The sequence below is a fragment of the Microcoleus sp. B5-D4 genome (assembly GCF_036705145.1).
Classification (GTDB): Bacteria; Cyanobacteriota; Cyanobacteriia; order Cyanobacteriales; family Microcoleaceae; genus Microcoleus.
On the sequence record NZ_JAUBTV010000004.1, the window covers coordinates 19,861 to 37,354 of the forward strand.

The window sequence follows — 17,494 nt, forward strand, 5'->3', positions numbered from 1 at the left end:
GGCAAAACGTTACCTCTACTCGATCGCGTCTTTGTCTTTAAAAACCAAGAATCATGTACAACCCATCTCTGCGTCAAATACCTCGCCATTTACCTGCGGATGTAATTCCATTAAAACAGCAATCTTCTCTTTTAGACTGGTTGGAATCTAACAATCGCCTGTTAGCAAGGGATGTTCAAGAACCCGACTATCTGCACGAAGAAGAAATTTCTGAACTGATGGCAGTTGACGACAGTCCTTACGATGATTTAGAAGAGGAAGTAGAAGAGGATGTGAGTGTAGGCGAAGAATAACGGGTAGAAGGGTGAAGAAATCAACCGGAAACAGGGAAGAAAAACTAAGAGATTTCTCAATCTCCTGTATCGCACCCTATTCCCCATTGTCAATTGCTTATTCTCAAATAGTGTGTGGTGAGGAGTGTTATGGATAACTTTTTGGATGAGAAAATCCCTTTAAGTCTGCCTTTCAAACTTACAGGCAAGAATTTATTCCTGCTGCTGGGTTTGGGGCTCGGCACTGTAGCGATCGGTTTAGATGTAGCAGCGGGTAGATTTTTGAATTTACCTGCATCGCTATTTATGCCGCTAGTTGTTTGTGCTTTAGTTGCGTCGGGGTTGGGCTATGCAGTTGTGCCCGTACTCCAGCAACTAAAAGCAGGACAAATAATTCGCGAAGACGGCCCCCAAGCTCATTTGAAAAAAGCGGGAACGCCGACAATGGGAGGCATCTTTTTTGTACCTGCAGGGGTAGCAGTCGCTTTACTTTGGTCTAAGTTTAACTCAGATGTTGTTGCCGTATCGGCTTTAACTTTAGCTTACGGTTTCATTGGCTGGATCGATGACTGGCAAATTCTGCGACGGAAGTCGAACAAAGGTATTTCCCCTCGGATGAAATTGGCTTTGCAAATAAGTTTTGCTGCTCTATTTTGTCTGTGGCTGATGTTTCATCAACCTGCTATTTCTACAAATGTGGCTTTGCCTTTCGGTTGGGTATTGCCATTAGGTTTGCTGTTCTGGCCACTGGCTGGTTTTGTGCTAGTTGCCGAAAGCAATGCTACTAATCTTACCGATGGTGTTGACGGGTTGATGGGCGGTTTGGGCGCGATCGCACTTTTGGGATTAGGTGCATCTGTAGCCTCAACTTCGCCAGAATTAATGATATTTTGCGCTTGCATCAGCGGCAGTTGTTTCGGTTTCTTAGCTCACAACCGCAATCCAGCCAAGGTGTTTATGGGTGATACAGGTGCTTTAGCTTTGGGCGGTGCGTTGGGTGCGGTAGCTTTATTAACAAATAGCCTTTGGATATTATTAATTATCAGCGGCATTTTCTTTATTGAAACGCTGTCAGTAATTGCTCAAGTAGGTTATTACAAAGCTACAAAAGGGCCGGATGGAATCGGCAAGCGTCTGTTAAGAATGGCTCCTCTGCACCATCATTTAGAGTTGTGCGGCTGGTTGGAAACTCAGGTTGTTGGCATTTTTTATATAAGCAACGGGGTGTTAGTGTTAATGATTTTGATGTTGACGGGAAACAGTTGAGAACGGATGGGGTGACGGATTGTACAGGGGATGTAAGAGATATTTTCTACTATTTCAAAGAAACAGGCAAGATGCCTGTTCCACAATAACTGAATGCAGTTGTGGAACAGGCATCTTGCCTGTTTAAGAGTCCGAAGTTATAATTTTGACAAGTTATATCCCCGTTAAGGCAATGGAACTTAGTAACACTTTTTAATTATTTGAAGAACCGCGAAGACGCTTATAGGACAAAGTAAGAACTACATTTGCTTATTTATCTTCCTTAGCGTCCTTAGCGCCTGCGCGGTTCGTTTAATATTACTCAATATTAGTTATGCTACCGTTTACGGTTGTTTGTGAATGACTAAAACGTTTTTACCTCAAGTTTCGGTGGTTGTGCCTGTTTACAACGGCGAGATGGATTTGCCGGAGTTGATCGAGTGCCTGCGATCACAAACTTATCCGCCACACAGAGTAGAATATCTCTTAGTAGACAACAACAGTCGCGATCACACTTCAGCAATCCTCCAAACAACAGCCTCTAACCCCCCCTCAGTCCCCCCCTTGGTAAGGGGGGGAAGCAATTTCAATCAAATAACCATTCGCCACCTCAGCGAAAATCAGATTCAAAGTTCCTACGCCGCCCGCAATAAAGGAATTCGCGCATCCACAGGCGAAATGATTGCATTTACCGATGCAGACTGTCGCCCGGAATCTGACTGGCTGGAAAATTTAGTTAAGCCATTTGTTGACTTAGAAGTAGGAATTAGCGCTGGGGAAATAGTCGCACTACCCGGTAAAACTATTTTAGAACAACACGCCGATCGCCAAAATACTTTATCTCAAAAACATACTCTCGCTCACCCTTTTTGTCCCTACGCCCAAACCGCAAATTTAGCTGTACGGAGGCTAGTTTTACAACAAATAGGGTTATTTCGCCCGCATCTCACCAGCGGCGGCGATGCTGACTTATGCTGGCGGATTTTGCGGGAAACATCCTATAAATTACATTTTGCCGAAAATGCGATCGTCCGACACCGCCACCGTTCTACAATAAAACTGTTGCAAAGTCAATGGTATCGGTACGGCGAATCTAATAAATATTTGCACGAACTCTACGGTGTCGATTTGATGCGAGAATTCACAACAGGGGAATATTTTTACCGGCTGGCTAGGTGGCTGTTAAAGGAATTTCCGGTGGCAGCGGCCAAAAGTGCGAGCAGCCGATCCGATATGGTAGATTTGTTTAATACGCCGATCGGTCTTTTGAATGTTAGGGCAAGGTCGATGGGACAGCGCCAAGCCAAACTTCCCGAATCAGCTTGGCAGATTGAGCGGTTTTAATCGGTTTTAATATTTTAGAGCAATAAATCATTGTTCGATCGCACTTGCGATCGACAAATATTCGTTTGTACACAATCCGCCCCTATATATACCTATAAGTAGAGCTTATCGGTACCGATAAATATGCTGAATCAGAAATATGATAATTTAACGCAATACTTAATATAAAATTAATAAGTCTATTCTTTCCCCCTAGTCTCAAAACAACGAGTAACTCGAATACTGACGCCAAAATAGCCTCTAATTCTGCCTTCTGGCTTTTCAGTGCTGTCGTCAGCGCGATCGTAATTATTCTCAGAATTTTAAATTTTTGTAACCTTTACAGGTAATGCCAATGGCTCAAATCTTACTCCAGACGGTTTGGTTTATACCTTGCTATCCACTCATCGGTGGAGTTCTGTCGATACTGTGGTTTCCGGCAGTTACCCGTCGCACGGGGCCAAGACCATCAGGTTATGTGAACGCCATATTAACGTTGTTCGCTTTCCTACACGGCGTCATCGCCCTCACAGCTATCTGGAACCAACCAGCGCAACACCAGTTCATTCCCTGGCTGAATGTAGCAGGTTTAGACTTAACCATTCCCGTTGAAATCTCTGCTGTCACCGTCGGGGCGACAGTTTTGATTACCGGACTGAACTTGCTAGCGCAGATTTATGCTTTCGGTTACATGGAAATGGACTGGGGCTGGGCTCGGTTGTTTTCCTTGATGGGGCTGTTTGAAGCGGGGATGTGCGGCTTGGTACTGTGCAATTCTCTCTTCTTCAGTTACATGATTTTGGAAGTTCTGACTTTGGGTACTTACCTGCTAGTCGGGCTGTGGTTCAATCAGTCTTTGGTGGTGACAGGAGCCCGCGACGCTTTCTTAACCAAGCGGGTGGGTGACTTATTCCTGCTGATGGGAGTAGTCGCAATTCTGCCGCTGGCTGGAACTTGGAATTTTGACGAGTTGGCTGTTTGGGCCGAGACTGCAAAGCTTGACCCCACTGTAGCGACGCTGTTGAGCTTAGCTTTGATTGCTGGCCCGATGGGTAAGTGCGCTCAGTTTCCCTTGCACCTTTGGCTGGATGAGGCGATGGAAGGCCCGCTGCCGGCGACAATTTTGCGGAACACCGTAGTTGTGGAAACTGGTGCTTGGATATTAATTAAGTTGCAGCCAGTGATTGCTTTGTCGCCAATCGGACTGAAGACAACTATTATTGTAGGTGCTGCGACGGCGGTTGGTGCTTCATTAATTGCGATCGCCCAAATTGACATCAAGCGCACGCTTTCTTATATAGTCAGCTCTTACATGGGCTTAGTATTTATCGCCGTCGGCACCGGACAAGCCCAGACAGCCCTGACATTGATATTTGCCTACAGCTTGGCAATGGGTTTGCTGGTGATGAGCATCGGTTCGGTAGTTTGGAACAGCATCACTCAGGATGTCCGAGCTCTCGGCGGTTTGTGGAGAAAGCGGCCGATATCGGCGATATCGTTTATTGTCGGTAGCGCTGGATTGGTGGGACTGCCGCCCTTCGGCTGTTTCTGGGCTTTAGAAGACTTCACATCCGGGCTTTCGCAAACTCACCCTTTCTTGTTAGGAATAGTGCTGTTTGTAAACGGCGTCACTGCTTTTGGCTTGGTGCGCGTCTTCGGTTTAGTTTTCGGCGGCAAACCAAAGCAAATGACCGAACGCTCGCCGGAAGTTCACTGGCCTTTTATCTTGCCGATGACTGTTTTAATGGGCTTTACTTTGCACGTTCCGCACTTGCTGGCGGCGTGGCATTTATTGCCGGGGGCAAGTTTGAATTATACCGCAACTGGATTGCTAGTTTTGTCAACGGCGATCGGCATCGGTGTCGGAGCATTTATTTACCTGAACGAGCAATGGGAAAAACCGGTGCGAATCGGTTCTCAAGCTTTGCAAGACTTTTTTGCCTACGACTTTTACACCGCCCAACTTTACCGCGTGACAGTGATATTTGCAGTCGGTTTAGTTGCTCAAATTATCTCTTGGGTCGATCGCAATATTGTTGATGGATTCGTAAATTTAATCGGTTTTGCAACGGTTTTCGGCGGGCAAAGCCTCAAATACAACGTTAACGGTCAAACTCAGTTTTACGCCCTGACAATTCTGTTCGGAGTCGCAGTTTTGGGACTGCTCGTAAGCTGGCCGCTGCTAGCTCGCCTGTCGCTGATTGTAGGCGGGTAAAGAGATATAAATTTTAAGATTTTAGGTAACAGTTTTAATCTAAAATCTTAAAAAGATGAAGTCTTGAACAAAGATTTCCCACTCGTTCAAATAAGGCAGCATAAATGACCTCAAACAACAGACACTTCAATCTTTCCCGCCGCAATTCCCTCAAATTTGTCGCAGGAGCCATTGGTACAGGAATACTCGCAGCACGAGCAGGCGCTGATTTGGCTGCACCCGAACCAGCAATTGCTCAAAATGACTTGACTCCCGATGCAGCTCTGAAACAGTTAATGGACGGAAACCAGCGATTTGTTGAGAGAAAACGCCAAAGTCCCAACCAAGACTTACCCCGCCTCGTCGAAGTTGCCAAAGCTCAAAAACCCTTTGCTGCTATTCTCGGCTGTGCAGATTCTCGCTTTCCTTCCGAGATTATCTTCGATCAAGGATTGGGAGATTTATTTGTCTGTCGCGTGGCCGGAAATGTTGCTACTCCAGAAGAAGTTGGCAGCCTGGAATTTGGCACGCTGGTATTGGGAGCAAAAGTGCTTGTGGTAATCGGGCACAAAAGGTGCGGTGCGGTAGACGCAACCATCAAAGGAGCTCAAGTTCCCGGTCAAATTGGCAGTTTGCTCGACGCAATTAAGCCTGCTGTCGAAAGCTCGAAAAACCAAGCGGGCGACAAGCTAGAAAATGCCTCAAAAGCCAATGTGGTGCTGCAAGCTCAAAGGTTGAAAGCATCTCCAGTTATCTCTAAGTTAATTGCGGAGAATAAACTGAAAGTTGTCGGTGGATACTACGATTTAGACACGGGAAAAGTCAATATTCTTGTTGAGTCATGATGCAATTTTAGATTGATAATTGAGGTAAAAGTTAACATCTAAACCCTCAAATTATCAATCGCAACAGGGTACAAAATTGATAATTTACTCTTCACTCTTCACAGATTATGCTTAGTGCCTTGCTCTGGTTGCCCGCGTTGGGCGCTGCGGTAGTCGGGTTCCTGCCCGGAAACATGAATACGATGCGGCTACGTTCAGTAGCCTCAGCTTTTGCTGCAGCTATTTTCCTGTTAAATATCTGGCTGCTTACTCAATTCGACACGACAAATTCAGGACTGCAATTTCAAGAATATTGGCCTTGGATTCCGCAATTAGGTTTGAGCTACAACTTGGGCATTGACGGCTTGTCCTTGCCACTGCTGGTTTTAAGTGCTTTGCTGACGCTATTAGTCATTTATGGCACTGGCGAAAAGATGGAGCGCCCCCAGCTTTACTACGCTTTGATTTTGCTAATCAATGCGGGTGTGGCGGGAGCTTTGATGTCTCAAAATTTGCTGCTGTTTGTACTGTTTTACGAACTAGAATTAATTCCTTTTTACCTGTTGATTGCGATTTGGGGCGGAAAGCAGCGGGAATACGCTGCCATGAAGTTTTTGATCTACACGGCAGTTTCGGGACTTTTAGTGCTGGCAGCATTTTTGGGTGTGGCTTGGCTGAGCGGTTCTTTAAATTTCGATTACAGTGCGATTACCACTCAAGAATTGCCGAGAAATTTGCAGTTAATCCTGCTAACAATTTTGCTAATTGGGTTGGGAATTAAAATTCCCTTGGTGCCGCTGCACACTTGGCTGCCGGATGCCTACGTCGAAGCTTCGCCTGCAACAGCAATTCTGCTGGGAGGGATTCTGGCGAAGTTGGGAACTTACGGTTTAGTGCGGTTCGGCTTGCAGATGTTTCCCGAAACTTGGTCGATTATAGCTCCCGCTTTAGCGATTATCGGGACTGTGAGCGTGATGTACGGTGCTTTGAGCGCGATCGCCCAAAAAGACATCAAGCGCATGGTAGCCTATAGTTCGATCGGACATATGGGTTACATCCTAGTTGCCTGCGCCGCGGGTACGAAGCTGGCATTAATCGGCGCTGTGGGGCAAATGGTAAGCCACGGCTTGATTTTAGCTTTGCTGTTTTATTTGGTAGGCATCATCGAAACCAAAGTTGGCACGCGGGATTTGGACGTGCTCAACGGTTTGATGAACCCGATGCGGGGTTTACCCACTGCCAGTTCCCTGTTAGTTTTGGGCGGTATGGCAAGCGCCGGAATTCCCGGTTTGGTAGGTTTTATTGCCGAATTTTTAGTGTTTCAAGGCAGTTTCTCGATCTTTCCAATTCCAACTTTACTCTGCATTTTAGCTTCGGGTTTAACAGCAGTTTACTTTGTGATTCTGCTCAACCGCACCTGTTTTGGGAAGTTGGACAATGCCACGGCTTACTACCCTCCAGTTACCTTTGCGGAAAATATGCCGGCGCTGGTTTTGGCGGGCATCATTTTTGTATTGGGAATTCAACCTGCTTGGCTGCTCAAGTGGAGCGAATCTACTACAAATGCGATCGTTGCTACTCTGCCTGCTGACAGAAATACCCAAGTTGCTATTAGCTATCCTGGGGAAAAGTCAGCGATTGAAATCGCATCTACACAAACGAAGTCCGCCAGGGAATGAATTCCACGGGGCTTATAGCGAAAGTCCTCGCTATGAGGACTAATGAGTTTTCTAGTCCTGATAGCGAGGACTTTCGCTTTGAGGCAGGGGTTGAAACCCCTGCCGGACTTCTGGACTATCGGTTTTACGTTAAGTTCTCACCAATAGGCAGAGGCTGGAAGTAGATAAATATTCAATTTCACTCAAACAAAGGAAGAAACAATGGTACAAACCCCTAATAAACCAGCAACTAAACTACCTCCTTCCAAACACGAATTTGCCGAAATAATTCACAGGCTAGAAGCGGGCGGCGCAATGATTCCAGATACGCCGGAAAATCTGATGCAAATCATCGCTATCTGGAAAGCTTACGCAGTGCCGATGGACTTTTACTGGCGGGATTTGCTTTATATCGCCGAACGAGTATTTTTACAGCCGCTTCCTTTCTTTAAATACTTCTTGCCCCAGGAGTATTTAGACTTGCAAAATCACTATGCAGGCGACGGTGCAGATTTGCGGATTTGGCGCGGGACTGGAAGTGTTCACCCGGAACTTTTGGAGTTCATGGAGAAGGGTGAAACTGGTAAACTCCCGCGGCTGTTTCACCATTTGTGGCACGATCGCATTAACATGGAATTTGCGGAAGAGTGCATGAGGTCAATGCTTTGGCACCGGGGCTTGTACGTGCCCACCAATCAATTCGATCCTTATTTGGACAGTGACGAATATAAGGCTAATGCCGATCGGGCAATTAAAGCTTACTTCAAAAAAGACCCGTTCATGCTGGCACTTCACAAAGCATTTCCCGAAATGTTTTTAGAACAATGCCGCCAAATGTCTTATTACAGCAATCTCGGTTTATTCTGGGAAGTCATGGCGCCGGTGTTTTTTGAGGTTTCCGACTTGTACGACGAAGGGAAAGTTACCACAGTCCCGCAGGCTATGGATTTCCTAGTAAATGGCATATTTGCGATCGCCGGACGCCCGATTTACCACCACGTTTACATCGACGGCGAGAAGTACGAAATTATCCCCAAATCTAAAGGTTTCACTTGGCTTTACGAAGCAGCGTTACCTTACGTGGAAGCTGTATTTTATCGCACTTCGCCGTTCCGAGGCACCAAATCTTACAACGCTCAAGCTAGAGAAGTTCCTGACGACCAAAAAGACTTCCACTTCGGAGTGCTTTATGCAGACAAATTCCCCGTAGGTACGGCAGGGATTCCGCCGACTTTGCTAGCACAAGATATGCTGCATTTCCTGCCGCCGTATTTGATGGATTTCTACAAACAGCGCTGTCGCGGCGAAGATGATATCCTCAATCAAATTGGGGTGACATTTCAGCGATCGATGTACTGCGTTACTTCGGCGGTGATTCAAGCTTTGCGGACTGCTCTTTTGTATCCTTTAGATGACCCGAATCCCAAGCATTTGAAGGCAAATCGGGCTTTCTTTGAGTCTCAGATCGATCGCTTCTGTCGCCCGGAATACGGCATGAAATATGCGGCGAAGCTCAAGAATATTCAGACTTCGGATTATAGGTAAAAGATGTTTGCGGGAGACATCTTAGCTTCCAAGTCCGCCAATCCGTTAGTCCGCCAGTCCGCCAGGGGTTGAAACCCCTGGCTCAAAGCTCAAGTCGGTTGACACCGACTGGGAAAAATTAGAGCTTTTTTAAGCCGTTTCAAAAGTCCTATAATATTAAGCTACTTGGCATCATAATTATTCCTCTCTCTCTTCTTTTCCTCTGATTTCTCTGCGTTCTCTGCGTTCTCTGCGGTTTAATCATTCCCATACAACCGGAAACGATCTAACCAATAACAAATAACCAATAATTATGGACAGCAAAGATCTAGCCAAATATATCGAAGCAAAGGACGGGATTTCCAAACCTTGGCTGTTGGTGCAACTGCGGCTGAAAAAATTGCAAGAAAGGCGATCGGAGATTTCTGCTGAAGAGTATATGACAGAACTTACTGACCTTCACAAAGATTTAATGAATCTCGGCGAATGGTGGCTGGGAATTGAAGATGAAGTCTTCTAAGCGATTTGAAGAATGTTGGGTGGGGGGATGAATTCACCTTCTTCCTGCCAAGCTTCCAGATACATTTCGATCACTTCTTCGCCATGTCGGATTGCTTCTTCGCGGGTTTGGCCGTGGGTACAGGGCATGACAACGCGATCGGCAAACTCTGGAATCGTCACGAGGAAAAGTTGATCCTCGTCAGACCATTGGACGATCATACTGTATCGATTCATGAATCTTCCTCCTTTAACTCGTCGAGTTCGGCTAACAATATTGACAACTGCTTCTCTCTCATAGCGTGGCACATCATCTCCGTCTTTGCCTGGAATTGTTAATGTCTTGCCAATCAAAGGATGCTGCCATCTCTCATGGCTGCCTTTTCCGCGTTTTGGCAAATAAATAAAGCCCTCACGGGTAATCTGAGCTTTTAACTCGCGAATTTTTCTAGACCTGGTGATTGTCCATTTTCTACCTCCATTTTCTCACTTAGCCATTTATTTTAATTTTTCCTTGCCCCATTCTCGCAATTGCTTGTCGGGGCGATCGCACTTTAAAATTTCTCCATCAAATCTTTTTCTTGGGCATAGACATCTCGTAGCTGTTGCAGCGCGGCCCCAGAAATGACCGATTTAACAGTAGCTACCAATTTGCCCCACTCTAGCAAGCTGTCAACTGAAACAGCTTTTTTGAACTTGTGGGTGTAGAATTTCGTCCAAAATGCTGGTGCTTGCTTGCTTTTCCAGCGTTTGTACCATCTGCCAAAATCTTGAGGTGCGATCGGCTTTACCTCTAAAATAGGGGGAAAATCGGCGTAGCTGACAAAGCGGCTGATGCCTTTGGCGTGCACGTACACCATGTAGCGACAGCATTCGATGCGATAAATCTCGTCTGCTGCGATATTGAACAGGAGTGCGACTGTTTCTTCGGTAACGAATCTCGCCAGCGGATGCAGGATTGGCGATTTGTGGAGAATTTTTGAGCAGGTGAGGGTGCTTGATTTTAGCTGGGATGATGCTATCATGGCTTGTAGACAGCTAGTAACTGTCTATTTAATTTTTGAAGGCGATCGCCCTTAGTTGTCCAGACGTGAGGCGATCGCTTTTTCAGATATCTAATATTAAACGACAGCAGATTGTCATTTGTCAAGTAAGTATGAGCAAAGGCTTGGTGAGGTTGCGGATTCGGGAGTTTGCAGACCAGAACGGCTGGACACTTAAGGAAGTTTCAGATCGATCGGGTGTTGGTTACAGCACCATTAGAAACTACGCCCAATGTCAAGGCATGACAACCGTTAATTTTGCCTACTTGCACAGGCTGGCTCGCATTTTCGATATTATGATTGAGGATTTGGTGGAGATTTTAGAGGAGTAGCCGATCGCCGCTAAGTATTCTTGGTCAAATAATCTATTTTTACAAAAACACTACGCAATTGCCTGAATTGTCAAGCATGGGTTTAGTCAGAATTAAAGTCAGAGAACTAGCAGCAGAGAAAGGTTGGACATTCAAGGAAGTTTCAGAACGTTCTGGGGTGGTATACAACACGGTCAAGCATTATGCTCGCTGTCCAGGGCTGACAACGGTTGACTTTACTTTGCTGCTGAAGTTAGCTCGGACTTTTGATGTGATGATTGAGGATTTGGTTGAGGTTTTGGAAGAATAGGTCGATCGGCCTTTAGTTTTCTACGCCGGAGGGCGATCGCTTTTTCAGATGCAATTATCTTAAAACGCAACTGCATTATTTGTCAAGCATGGGTTTAGTCAGAGTTAAAGTGCGAGAGCTAGCGGCCGAGAGGGGCTGGACATTCAAGGAGGTGGCGGAGCGATCGGGCGTGATCTATAGCACCATAACCAGCTATGCTCGTCGTTCAGAAATATCAATGGTTGACTTTACCGCCCTGTACAAGTTAGCGCGGGCATTTGATGTGATGATTGAGGACTTGGTGGAGATTATTGAGGAATAGGTCGATCGGCCTTTCCACATTTCGACGATAAACCATTGTATTTCGTCTTGTCAAGACGCGCTTAAGCATTTTGCATCGCAGCTAAAAGCTCAGCTTAAAGGTGCTAAGATTTAGTCAAAGTTGTTAATCTCCGGTTAGTTTTGTGACTAGAGCCAGTACCGCCATTGGAGTCAGCCCCATAATTAAGGAACTTGTGCAGAAAAAGGCGCTAGCAACCCGACTAACGCTGAAGGAAATCATCTATGTCGGGATGCTGGCGATTGACGAGTTGGACGAAAAGCGCCTGCAAGAGTTGGCTGACAAGGTGCATCAGATGCAGGTGAAAGGGGAGATTTGAGGCGATGAGGGCGATCGCCATTTTGGTGAAGTGAGGTTTGGGGCGATCGCACTTCTCAAAACTTCAAGAACTGGCGAGCTTAGCTTTTTGATTGCTTGTATGCTCTTAGCCAATTTAAGCCCCGCTTAGCACCTAGTTTTTTCTGCATATCTTCCAGAGAACTGTAAACACGCTTATCGCGGATCAGCTTTGCGTATCCATCTTTAACTCCAGGGATTGAGGTAAGGTCAGATTTTGGATTGTTAATAAAATCCAAGAAATCTGTAACGTCTTGAGGCTCAACCACTCTTTGATTCAGCTTTGACTGCAAAACAGCTTGTTCAATCGCTGATTCTACTTCTGGTTGTTTGGCTGCAATTAGAAATACCCAAATTCGCTCAAGCTCTGCTTCAACTGCTGCTTCATAGATTGGTAGCCCAGTTAGCAAGTGGTATTTGTCTTCCTCATCAGTAATACAAACGATTGGCAGGGCTAAGTTAAATTCCCACACCTTCAAGCTTTCGGAAACTTTTTTTAAATCAGACTTTGAAGTTCCCGATTTTTCTTGAGAAACCTCTATCTGATTTAAAACCACAAGGCTAGGCTGACTCTCAATCCCTTTATAAAATTTTACCATTTCTACATTCCTACTGAACTTTCAATCTGATTGATTCTTAGCACTATTTCTTGGGTTAAGGCGGAGAATTGCTTTGCAACTTCGGCTGCTCCTTTATTATGTTCAGCAAACAAAGAAATAGGCTGACGAGCTTGAGATGCTTGACCAACAGCAGTAGCTCTCTTTATTTCTGGCAGAATCGTGATCCCCTGAAATCTTTTCTCTACTGACTGCTTAATTGTAGTATGAATTTTCACATTTTTTTCTGTCATCATTGGTACAATTCCCAGAATAGCTCCCCGCTTTCCCATTTCATCTTGAACTTCTCTAGCTCGTCCGATTGGAGTTCTGATGCCATAGACTGAAAGATATTCCATCTGGGATGGTATCACCACATATTGAGCTGCATAGAGTCCATTACTAGCAATTGTAGTAGCGCTTGGCGGTGTATCAATAACTACATAATCGTAATCATTAGCTATACCGGATTGTCGCAAAGCCTTATCTAGCCGCTTTTCACGAATACCGCCCAAGTTGGCCAGAGCAACATCTGTAGTTTTGTAGCTACTGGGTAAAACATCTATTTTCCCAAAACTCTTTGTTTTACGGAAAATTTGATTAATTGGGGAAATCTGTATATATTCTTTGTAGTTAAAACTTTTGGTGTCATAGTCTTTCAAAAACTCTATAACTTCTTTTCTATCCTGAAAAGAATCCAAAACTTTGTCAAATTCTTCTAAGGTTGAAGCTTTGTCAAATTCGTCAGCTTTGTTGACTCCCAAGGATAGGCTTGCATGAGCTTGATCGTCTAAGTCAATAACTAAAACTCTGTTACCTAATTTTGCCAGCTCATAGGCAATGTTGACAACTAAAGTAGTTTTACCAACCCCGCCTTTGGATGTATGAATTGCAATTGTACGCATTTTAACTGTATCCAAAAAACTTCTAACGAAATTTGCTACTGGTTGAATTTGTTCTGGGTTTTCTATATTGTCCTTACACTTTAGAGTCGCGAACCCTTGTGTATATTCGTAAATCTCCACTGAAAATGGGTCAATCAGTATCCCAAATCTTGTATTAGAATATTTCAGATACGTTTCTAATTGAAGGCGAGCTTCCGCATCAAGTCTAGTTTTAGCCGTCTTAATTTCAACCAAAAAGTTAATATACCTACTCAAGTCTTCTACTAAGAAATCAACTTCTTTTTGAGTCCAAACTATCTGACCATTGGCAGTCAGCTTAGGTATTTTAACCTTAAACTCTGGAATCCAGTGAGAATAACTACTCTTGCGAGGCAAATCCGCCATTTCCAGCATTGTCTGAACCAGATGCAGAGACACATAAGCCTCATTATTCCAGTCAGAAGACAGTTGAACCATGTTGAAAACTCAGGCTTTTTTCTATTATTACCCAAAATGAGGTTTAGAGGATAGATCGCACTTTTATTCCCGCTTGACAGACTCAGCCAACCGCTTAGCATTCTCCCGCTGACGAACATTAATCGGACTATTGCGAATATCAACTTCTAGGGTTACTTATTGTAACTAAGAATCTGTAGTATGTTCCAATCCCTTTTAAGTTTTGACTCGATCGCCCCTTAACTAAGGCTGGGTATTCACCATTAAATCCCTTTGAATCCCACCTCCATATCCATCTCTTTTGCCGGACTTACAGGAGGTTGAGGGGTGGGTTGGGTTTGCTTGCGAAAAACGCCAATTTGATTGAGAACGATCCCGATTAAAATGATGCTGCCGCCGATGTATTGAGCTGTTGTGGGCGTTTCCGATAAAATCAAATAGGCGGCTAAAATCCCCGCGATGGGACTAAACGAACTGGCGAGGGATACATCGGCAGCGCCCGTCGTTTTTAGTCCGGTAAACCAGCACAGTTGTCCGCCAACAACAATAATCGCACCATAGACGAGCATCCACTGCCAGAGGAAGGGCGCAAAAACATCGATAAAGTGGGTGGGAGTATATAAGATTAAAACGACAATAAAGAAAACAACTGTTCCCAGTGTTGTTCTGATAATAGAGAACAATCCTAACGGAATTTGTTTGAGCGTGACTTTACTAATAATCGTCGAAATGGCTAACGCGATCGCCCCGGATGCTGCCATGAATTCGCCTCTGCCGATCGTCAATCCGCCCATGCCCATCATATCGGTAGTCGGGGCTTGCAATACAATAGTCAGTGCAACACCGACAAACGAAACCATCGCCCCCGCAATCACCCAAAGATTGACGCGATCGCCCAAAATTAGAATGGACAGCGCTAAAATCAGAGGCGGCTCAATGCGTCCAATCAGTACCACATTATTGACAGCGGTTAAATCCAATGCCATAAAAGTTAAGGCTGGAGCCAATGCCCCAGATAGCAAAGAAATTCCCATCAACCCCCACCATGTTTTACTGGGAATCGATCGGAAATTTTGCACTGTACATTGCTGGCGATAAACCAGGAATAAAACTGCTAACGCGCAGAGATTCCCTACAAATAAAACATTACAAAGTGAAATCAAATTTCTGCCGTCTATCGGGTTCTGCGCTCCTAAATCGGTCAGTTTGCGAATGACAGAGTTAGAGGCAGCAAAAATGAGGATTGCTAGTAATAAATAGGTTCGTCCAGGGATGCGGTTGAATAATTGAGACACGATAATATCAACATGAATATATAATGGCATATCTTCTTTATACCACTGTTGCATAGGCGGTAATTGACACAAATATAAAAAAAATCCCCCGCTAGAAGGCGGGGGATTTTAGTTAATTACCTAGAAACCAGAGTTCAGAGTTACCCGAATTTCCCGGCTGTCGAGGCAATTACAAAGGCCGCGTAAGTGAGGACGTTGCCCACAGTAAAGTGAACTAAGCCAACCAAACGACCTTGGACGATCGACAAAGCAACAGGCTTGTCTTTCCAGCGAACCAAGTTAGCCAAAGGAGTGCGCTCGTGAGCCCAAACCAAAGTCTCGATCAACTCTTGCCAGTAACCTCTCCAAGAGATCAGGAACATGAAACCAGTTGCCCAAACAAGGTGTCCGAATAAGAACATCCAAGCCCAGACTGACAAGTTGTTAGTACCATACGGGTTGTAACCGTTGATCAACTGAGAAGAGTACAGCCAGAGGTAATCGCGGAACCAGCCCATCAGGTAGGTAGAAGACTCATTGAACTGAGCCACGTTACCTTGCCAGATGCCCAGGTGCTTCCAGTGCCAGTAGAACGTTACCCAAGCTAGGGTGTTCAACATCCAGAATACAGACAGGTACATCGCGTCCCAAGCAGAGATGTCGCAAGTACCGCCACGGCCGGGGCCGTCGCAAGGGAAAGCATAACCGAAGTCTTTTTTGTCCGGCATCAGCTTAGAACCGCGTGCATCCAGAGCGCCCTTGACCAAGATCAAGGTGGTGGTGTGCAAGCCTAGTGCGATCGCGTGGTGAACCAAGAAATCGCCAGGTCCGATCGCCAAGAACAGAGAATTAGTACCGCTGTTAATCGCGTCCAACCAGCCTGGGAGCCATACGTTGCCGTAGTTCGGCCAAGCGGTAGAAGCAATGCTGTCAGGGTTAGACAACAGCACGTCCATGCCGTAGAGAGCTTTTCCGTGAGCAGCTTGGATGAACTGTGCGAACACTGGTTCAATCAAGATTTGCTTTTCAGGAGTTCCGAAAGCAACTACAACGTCATTGTGAACGTACAAGCCGAGAGTGTGGAAGCCCAAGAACAGCGACACCCAGCTCAAGTGAGAGATAATCGCTTCTTTGTGCTGCAACACGCGATCGAGCACGTTGCCTTTGTTTGCTTCAGGATCGTAGTCCCGCACCAAGAAGATAGCTCCGTGGGCGAAAGCGCCGACCATGATGAATCCAGCAATGTACTGGTGGTGGGTGTAAAGCGCAGCCTGAGTCGTGAAGTCCTTACCTATGAAAGCGTAGGGAGGCATCGCGTACATATGCTGTGCTACCAAGGAGGTAATTACGCCCAAAGCAGCGAGGTGAAATGCCAGTTGGAAGTGCAGCGAGTTGTTGTAGGTTTCATACAAGCCTTGGTGAGGCAAGTTGAACTGTCCTTCACTCTTGCCGCCGACCAAACCAGCCTTAGAATCCAACATCTCTTTGATGCTGTGACCGATACCGAAGTTAGTCCGGTACATATGACCGGCAACGATAAACAGAACTGCGATCGCCAAGTGGTGGTGAGCGATGTCTGTCAGCCACAGGGATTCTGTTTGAGGGTGGAAGCCACCCAAGAAAGTCAGAATTGCGGTTCCAGCGCCTTCGGAAGTACCGAAGACATGGTTTGCTGCATCTGGATTCTCGGCGTATACGCCCCAGTTACCACTGAAGAACGGAGCCAAACCGGCCGGGTGAGGCGGAGTAGACAAGAAGTTGTCCCAACCTACGTGCTGTCCGCGAGATTCGGGGATAGCAACGTGAACCATGTGACCAGTCCAAGCCAAAGAGCTGACACCGAACAAACCAGCCAAGTGGTGGTTGAGGCGAGATTCAGCATTTTTGAACCAAGACAAGCTGGGGCGGTACTTGGGCTGGAGGTGCAACCAACCTGCGAACAGGAAGACAGCCGCCAGTAGTAGCAAGAAGATAGCTCCTTGATACAGGTCGGCGTTTGTCCGAATCCCTTGGGTGAACCACCAATGGTAGACACCAGAGTAAGAGATATCCACCGGGTTAGAAGCGCCGCCTTGAGTGAAAGCTTCTACTGCTGGAGCGCCGAATTGCGGGTCCCAAATCGCGTGAGCGATCGGGCGGACGTTTAGAGGGTCTTTAATCCACTGTTCAAAGTTACCTTGCCATGCTACGTGGAACAGGCTGCCCGATGTCCACAAGAAAATGATTGCTACGTGGCCGAAGTGAGAAGCAAAAATCTTTTGGTAAAGATTTTCTTCGGTCATGCCATCGTGGCTTTCAAAGTCGTGTGCTGTGGCAATCCCGTACCAGATCCGCCGTGTGGTCGGGTCTTGGGCAAGGTCTTGGCTAAATTTTGGAAATTTCGTTGCCATAAGCCTTGATTAATCCTGAATCCTGAACAAAATTGAA

General features: G+C 45.8%; 18 protein-coding genes. 12 read left to right on the forward strand and 6 right to left on the reverse strand.

The genetic code is table 11. The annotated features are described in order from the left end of the window. Positions 1–53 precede the first annotated feature (53 nt). From QUB10_RS02965 to QUB10_RS03000, 8 genes are all read left to right on the forward strand, one after another. On the forward strand, positions 54–293 hold the full coding sequence (locus QUB10_RS02965; protein ID WP_006631296.1) for a DUF3134 domain-containing protein: 240 nt from the start codon (positions 54–56) through the stop codon (positions 291–293). A gap of 129 nt (positions 294–422) precedes the next feature. After that, positions 423–1,538 (forward strand): phospho-N-acetylmuramoyl-pentapeptide-transferase, encoded by a 1,116-nt coding sequence (mraY, locus tag QUB10_RS02970; protein WP_333199417.1) that lies wholly within the window; start codon positions 423–425, stop codon positions 1,536–1,538. Positions 1,539–1,877: 339 nt separating this feature from the next. Beyond that, positions 1,878–2,861 carry a glycosyltransferase gene (locus QUB10_RS02975; RefSeq protein WP_333199419.1) on the forward strand — a complete coding sequence of 328 codons (984 nt, stop codon included), beginning with the start codon at positions 1,878–1,880 and terminating at the stop codon, positions 2,859–2,861. 334 nt (positions 2,862–3,195) lie between these two features. Next, positions 3,196–5,055: an NAD(P)H-quinone oxidoreductase subunit F gene (locus tag QUB10_RS02980; RefSeq protein WP_333199421.1), complete on the forward strand. Its 1,860-nt coding sequence runs from the start codon at positions 3,196–3,198 to the stop codon at positions 5,053–5,055. A gap of 104 nt (positions 5,056–5,159) precedes the next feature. Continuing rightward, positions 5,160–5,879, forward strand: a complete 720-nt coding sequence (locus QUB10_RS02985; protein WP_333199423.1) for a carbonic anhydrase — start codon at positions 5,160–5,162, stop codon at positions 5,877–5,879. A gap of 107 nt (positions 5,880–5,986) precedes the next feature. Next, positions 5,987–7,537 carry an NADH-quinone oxidoreductase subunit M gene (locus QUB10_RS02990; RefSeq protein WP_333199425.1) on the forward strand — a complete coding sequence of 517 codons (1,551 nt, stop codon included), beginning with the start codon at positions 5,987–5,989 and terminating at the stop codon, positions 7,535–7,537. 201 nt (positions 7,538–7,738) lie between these two features. Continuing rightward, positions 7,739–9,061, forward strand: coding sequence for a CO2 hydration protein (locus tag QUB10_RS02995; RefSeq protein WP_333199427.1), 1,323 nt, complete (start codon positions 7,739–7,741; stop codon positions 9,059–9,061). Positions 9,062–9,353: 292 nt separating this feature from the next. Beyond that, positions 9,354–9,560, forward strand: a complete 207-nt coding sequence (locus QUB10_RS03000) for a hypothetical protein (protein ID WP_172190588.1) — start codon at positions 9,354–9,356, stop codon at positions 9,558–9,560. On the opposite strand, the gene QUB10_RS03005 is transcribed toward QUB10_RS03000, so the two are convergent. Next, a complete protein-coding gene (locus QUB10_RS03005; protein ID WP_333199638.1) occupies positions 9,557–9,775 on the reverse strand; it encodes a type II toxin-antitoxin system HicB family antitoxin in 219 nt (72 codons plus the stop codon). The genes QUB10_RS03000 and QUB10_RS03005 overlap by 4 nt on opposite strands. Positions 9,776–10,092: 317 nt before the next feature. Then, positions 10,093–10,563, reverse strand: a complete 471-nt coding sequence (locus QUB10_RS03010) for a hypothetical protein (protein ID WP_333199429.1) — start codon at positions 10,561–10,563, stop codon at positions 10,093–10,095. A 35-nt stretch (positions 10,564–10,598) separates the two neighbouring features. On the opposite strand from QUB10_RS03010, the gene QUB10_RS03015 reads away from it, so the two are divergent. The 4 genes from QUB10_RS03015 (at position 10,599) to QUB10_RS03030 (ending at position 11,840) form a co-directional block, all read left to right on the forward strand. Next, positions 10,599–10,913: a helix-turn-helix domain-containing protein gene (locus QUB10_RS03015; protein WP_445300822.1), complete on the forward strand. Its 315-nt coding sequence runs from the start codon at positions 10,599–10,601 to the stop codon at positions 10,911–10,913. A 76-nt stretch (positions 10,914–10,989) separates the two neighbouring features. Beyond that, the gene (locus QUB10_RS03020) at positions 10,990–11,202 is read left to right on the forward strand and encodes a helix-turn-helix domain-containing protein (protein ID WP_006631306.1); all 213 of its coding nucleotides are present in this window, start codon (positions 10,990–10,992) and stop codon (positions 11,200–11,202) included. Positions 11,203–11,290: 88 nt separating this feature from the next. Then, entirely contained in the window at positions 11,291–11,503 is a 213-nt protein-coding gene (locus QUB10_RS03025) for a helix-turn-helix domain-containing protein (protein ID WP_006631308.1), read from the forward strand. 142 nt (positions 11,504–11,645) lie between these two features. Next, on the forward strand, positions 11,646–11,840 hold the full coding sequence (locus QUB10_RS03030; RefSeq protein ID WP_333055355.1) for a hypothetical protein: 195 nt from the start codon (positions 11,646–11,648) through the stop codon (positions 11,838–11,840). A gap of 79 nt (positions 11,841–11,919) precedes the next feature. Here the strand turns inward: QUB10_RS03030 and QUB10_RS03035 are convergent, their stop codons facing one another. From QUB10_RS03035 to psaB, 4 genes are all read right to left on the reverse strand, one after another. Further along, entirely contained in the window at positions 11,920–12,456 is a 537-nt protein-coding gene (locus tag QUB10_RS03035) for a hypothetical protein (protein ID WP_333199431.1), read from the reverse strand. Between the two features lie 2 nt (positions 12,457–12,458). Beyond that, entirely contained in the window at positions 12,459–13,814 is a 1,356-nt protein-coding gene (locus QUB10_RS03040; protein ID WP_333199433.1) for an AAA family ATPase, read from the reverse strand. A gap of 242 nt (positions 13,815–14,056) precedes the next feature. Further along, positions 14,057–15,142 (reverse strand): DMT family transporter, encoded by a 1,086-nt coding sequence (locus QUB10_RS03045; protein WP_333199435.1) that lies wholly within the window; start codon positions 15,140–15,142, stop codon positions 14,057–14,059. Between the two features lie 86 nt (positions 15,143–15,228). Further along, positions 15,229–17,457 carry a photosystem I core protein PsaB gene (gene psaB / locus QUB10_RS03050; RefSeq protein ID WP_333103716.1) on the reverse strand — a complete coding sequence of 743 codons (2,229 nt, stop codon included), beginning with the start codon at positions 17,455–17,457 and terminating at the stop codon, positions 15,229–15,231. Positions 17,458–17,494 lie beyond the last annotated feature (37 nt).

Excerpts from the sequence above, each read along its gene's own strand:
- QUB10_RS02980 (WP_333199421.1), top strand. The coding sequence starts at position 3,196 with ATGGCTCAAATCTTACTCCAGACGGTTTGGTTTATACCTTGCTATCCA.
- QUB10_RS02975 (WP_333199419.1), top strand. The coding sequence starts at position 1,878 with ATGACTAAAACGTTTTTACCTCAAGTTTCGGTGGTTGTGCCTGTTTAC.
- QUB10_RS02990 (WP_333199425.1), top strand. The coding sequence starts at position 5,987 with ATGCTTAGTGCCTTGCTCTGGTTGCCCGCGTTGGGCGCTGCGGTAGTC.
- psaB (WP_333103716.1), bottom strand. The coding sequence starts at position 17,457 with ATGGCAACGAAATTTCCAAAATTTAGCCAAGACCTTGCCCAAGACCCG.
- QUB10_RS03025 (WP_006631308.1), top strand. The coding sequence starts at position 11,291 with ATGGGTTTAGTCAGAGTTAAAGTGCGAGAGCTAGCGGCCGAGAGGGGC.
- QUB10_RS02965 (WP_006631296.1), top strand. The coding sequence starts at position 54 with ATGTACAACCCATCTCTGCGTCAAATACCTCGCCATTTACCTGCGGAT.
- QUB10_RS03035 (WP_333199431.1), bottom strand. The coding sequence starts at position 12,456 with ATGGTAAAATTTTATAAAGGGATTGAGAGTCAGCCTAGCCTTGTGGTT.
- QUB10_RS03005 (WP_333199638.1), bottom strand. The coding sequence starts at position 9,775 with ATGAATCGATACAGTATGATCGTCCAATGGTCTGACGAGGATCAACTT.
- QUB10_RS03010 (WP_333199429.1), bottom strand. The coding sequence starts at position 10,563 with ATGATAGCATCATCCCAGCTAAAATCAAGCACCCTCACCTGCTCAAAA.
- QUB10_RS02985 (WP_333199423.1), top strand. The coding sequence starts at position 5,160 with ATGACCTCAAACAACAGACACTTCAATCTTTCCCGCCGCAATTCCCTC.
- QUB10_RS03000 (WP_172190588.1), top strand. The coding sequence starts at position 9,354 with ATGGACAGCAAAGATCTAGCCAAATATATCGAAGCAAAGGACGGGATT.
- QUB10_RS03020 (WP_006631306.1), top strand. The coding sequence starts at position 10,990 with ATGGGTTTAGTCAGAATTAAAGTCAGAGAACTAGCAGCAGAGAAAGGT.
- QUB10_RS02995 (WP_333199427.1), top strand. The coding sequence starts at position 7,739 with ATGGTACAAACCCCTAATAAACCAGCAACTAAACTACCTCCTTCCAAA.
- QUB10_RS03045 (WP_333199435.1), bottom strand. The coding sequence starts at position 15,142 with ATGCAACAGTGGTATAAAGAAGATATGCCATTATATATTCATGTTGAT.
- mraY (WP_333199417.1), top strand. The coding sequence starts at position 423 with ATGGATAACTTTTTGGATGAGAAAATCCCTTTAAGTCTGCCTTTCAAA.
- QUB10_RS03040 (WP_333199433.1), bottom strand. The coding sequence starts at position 13,814 with ATGGTTCAACTGTCTTCTGACTGGAATAATGAGGCTTATGTGTCTCTG.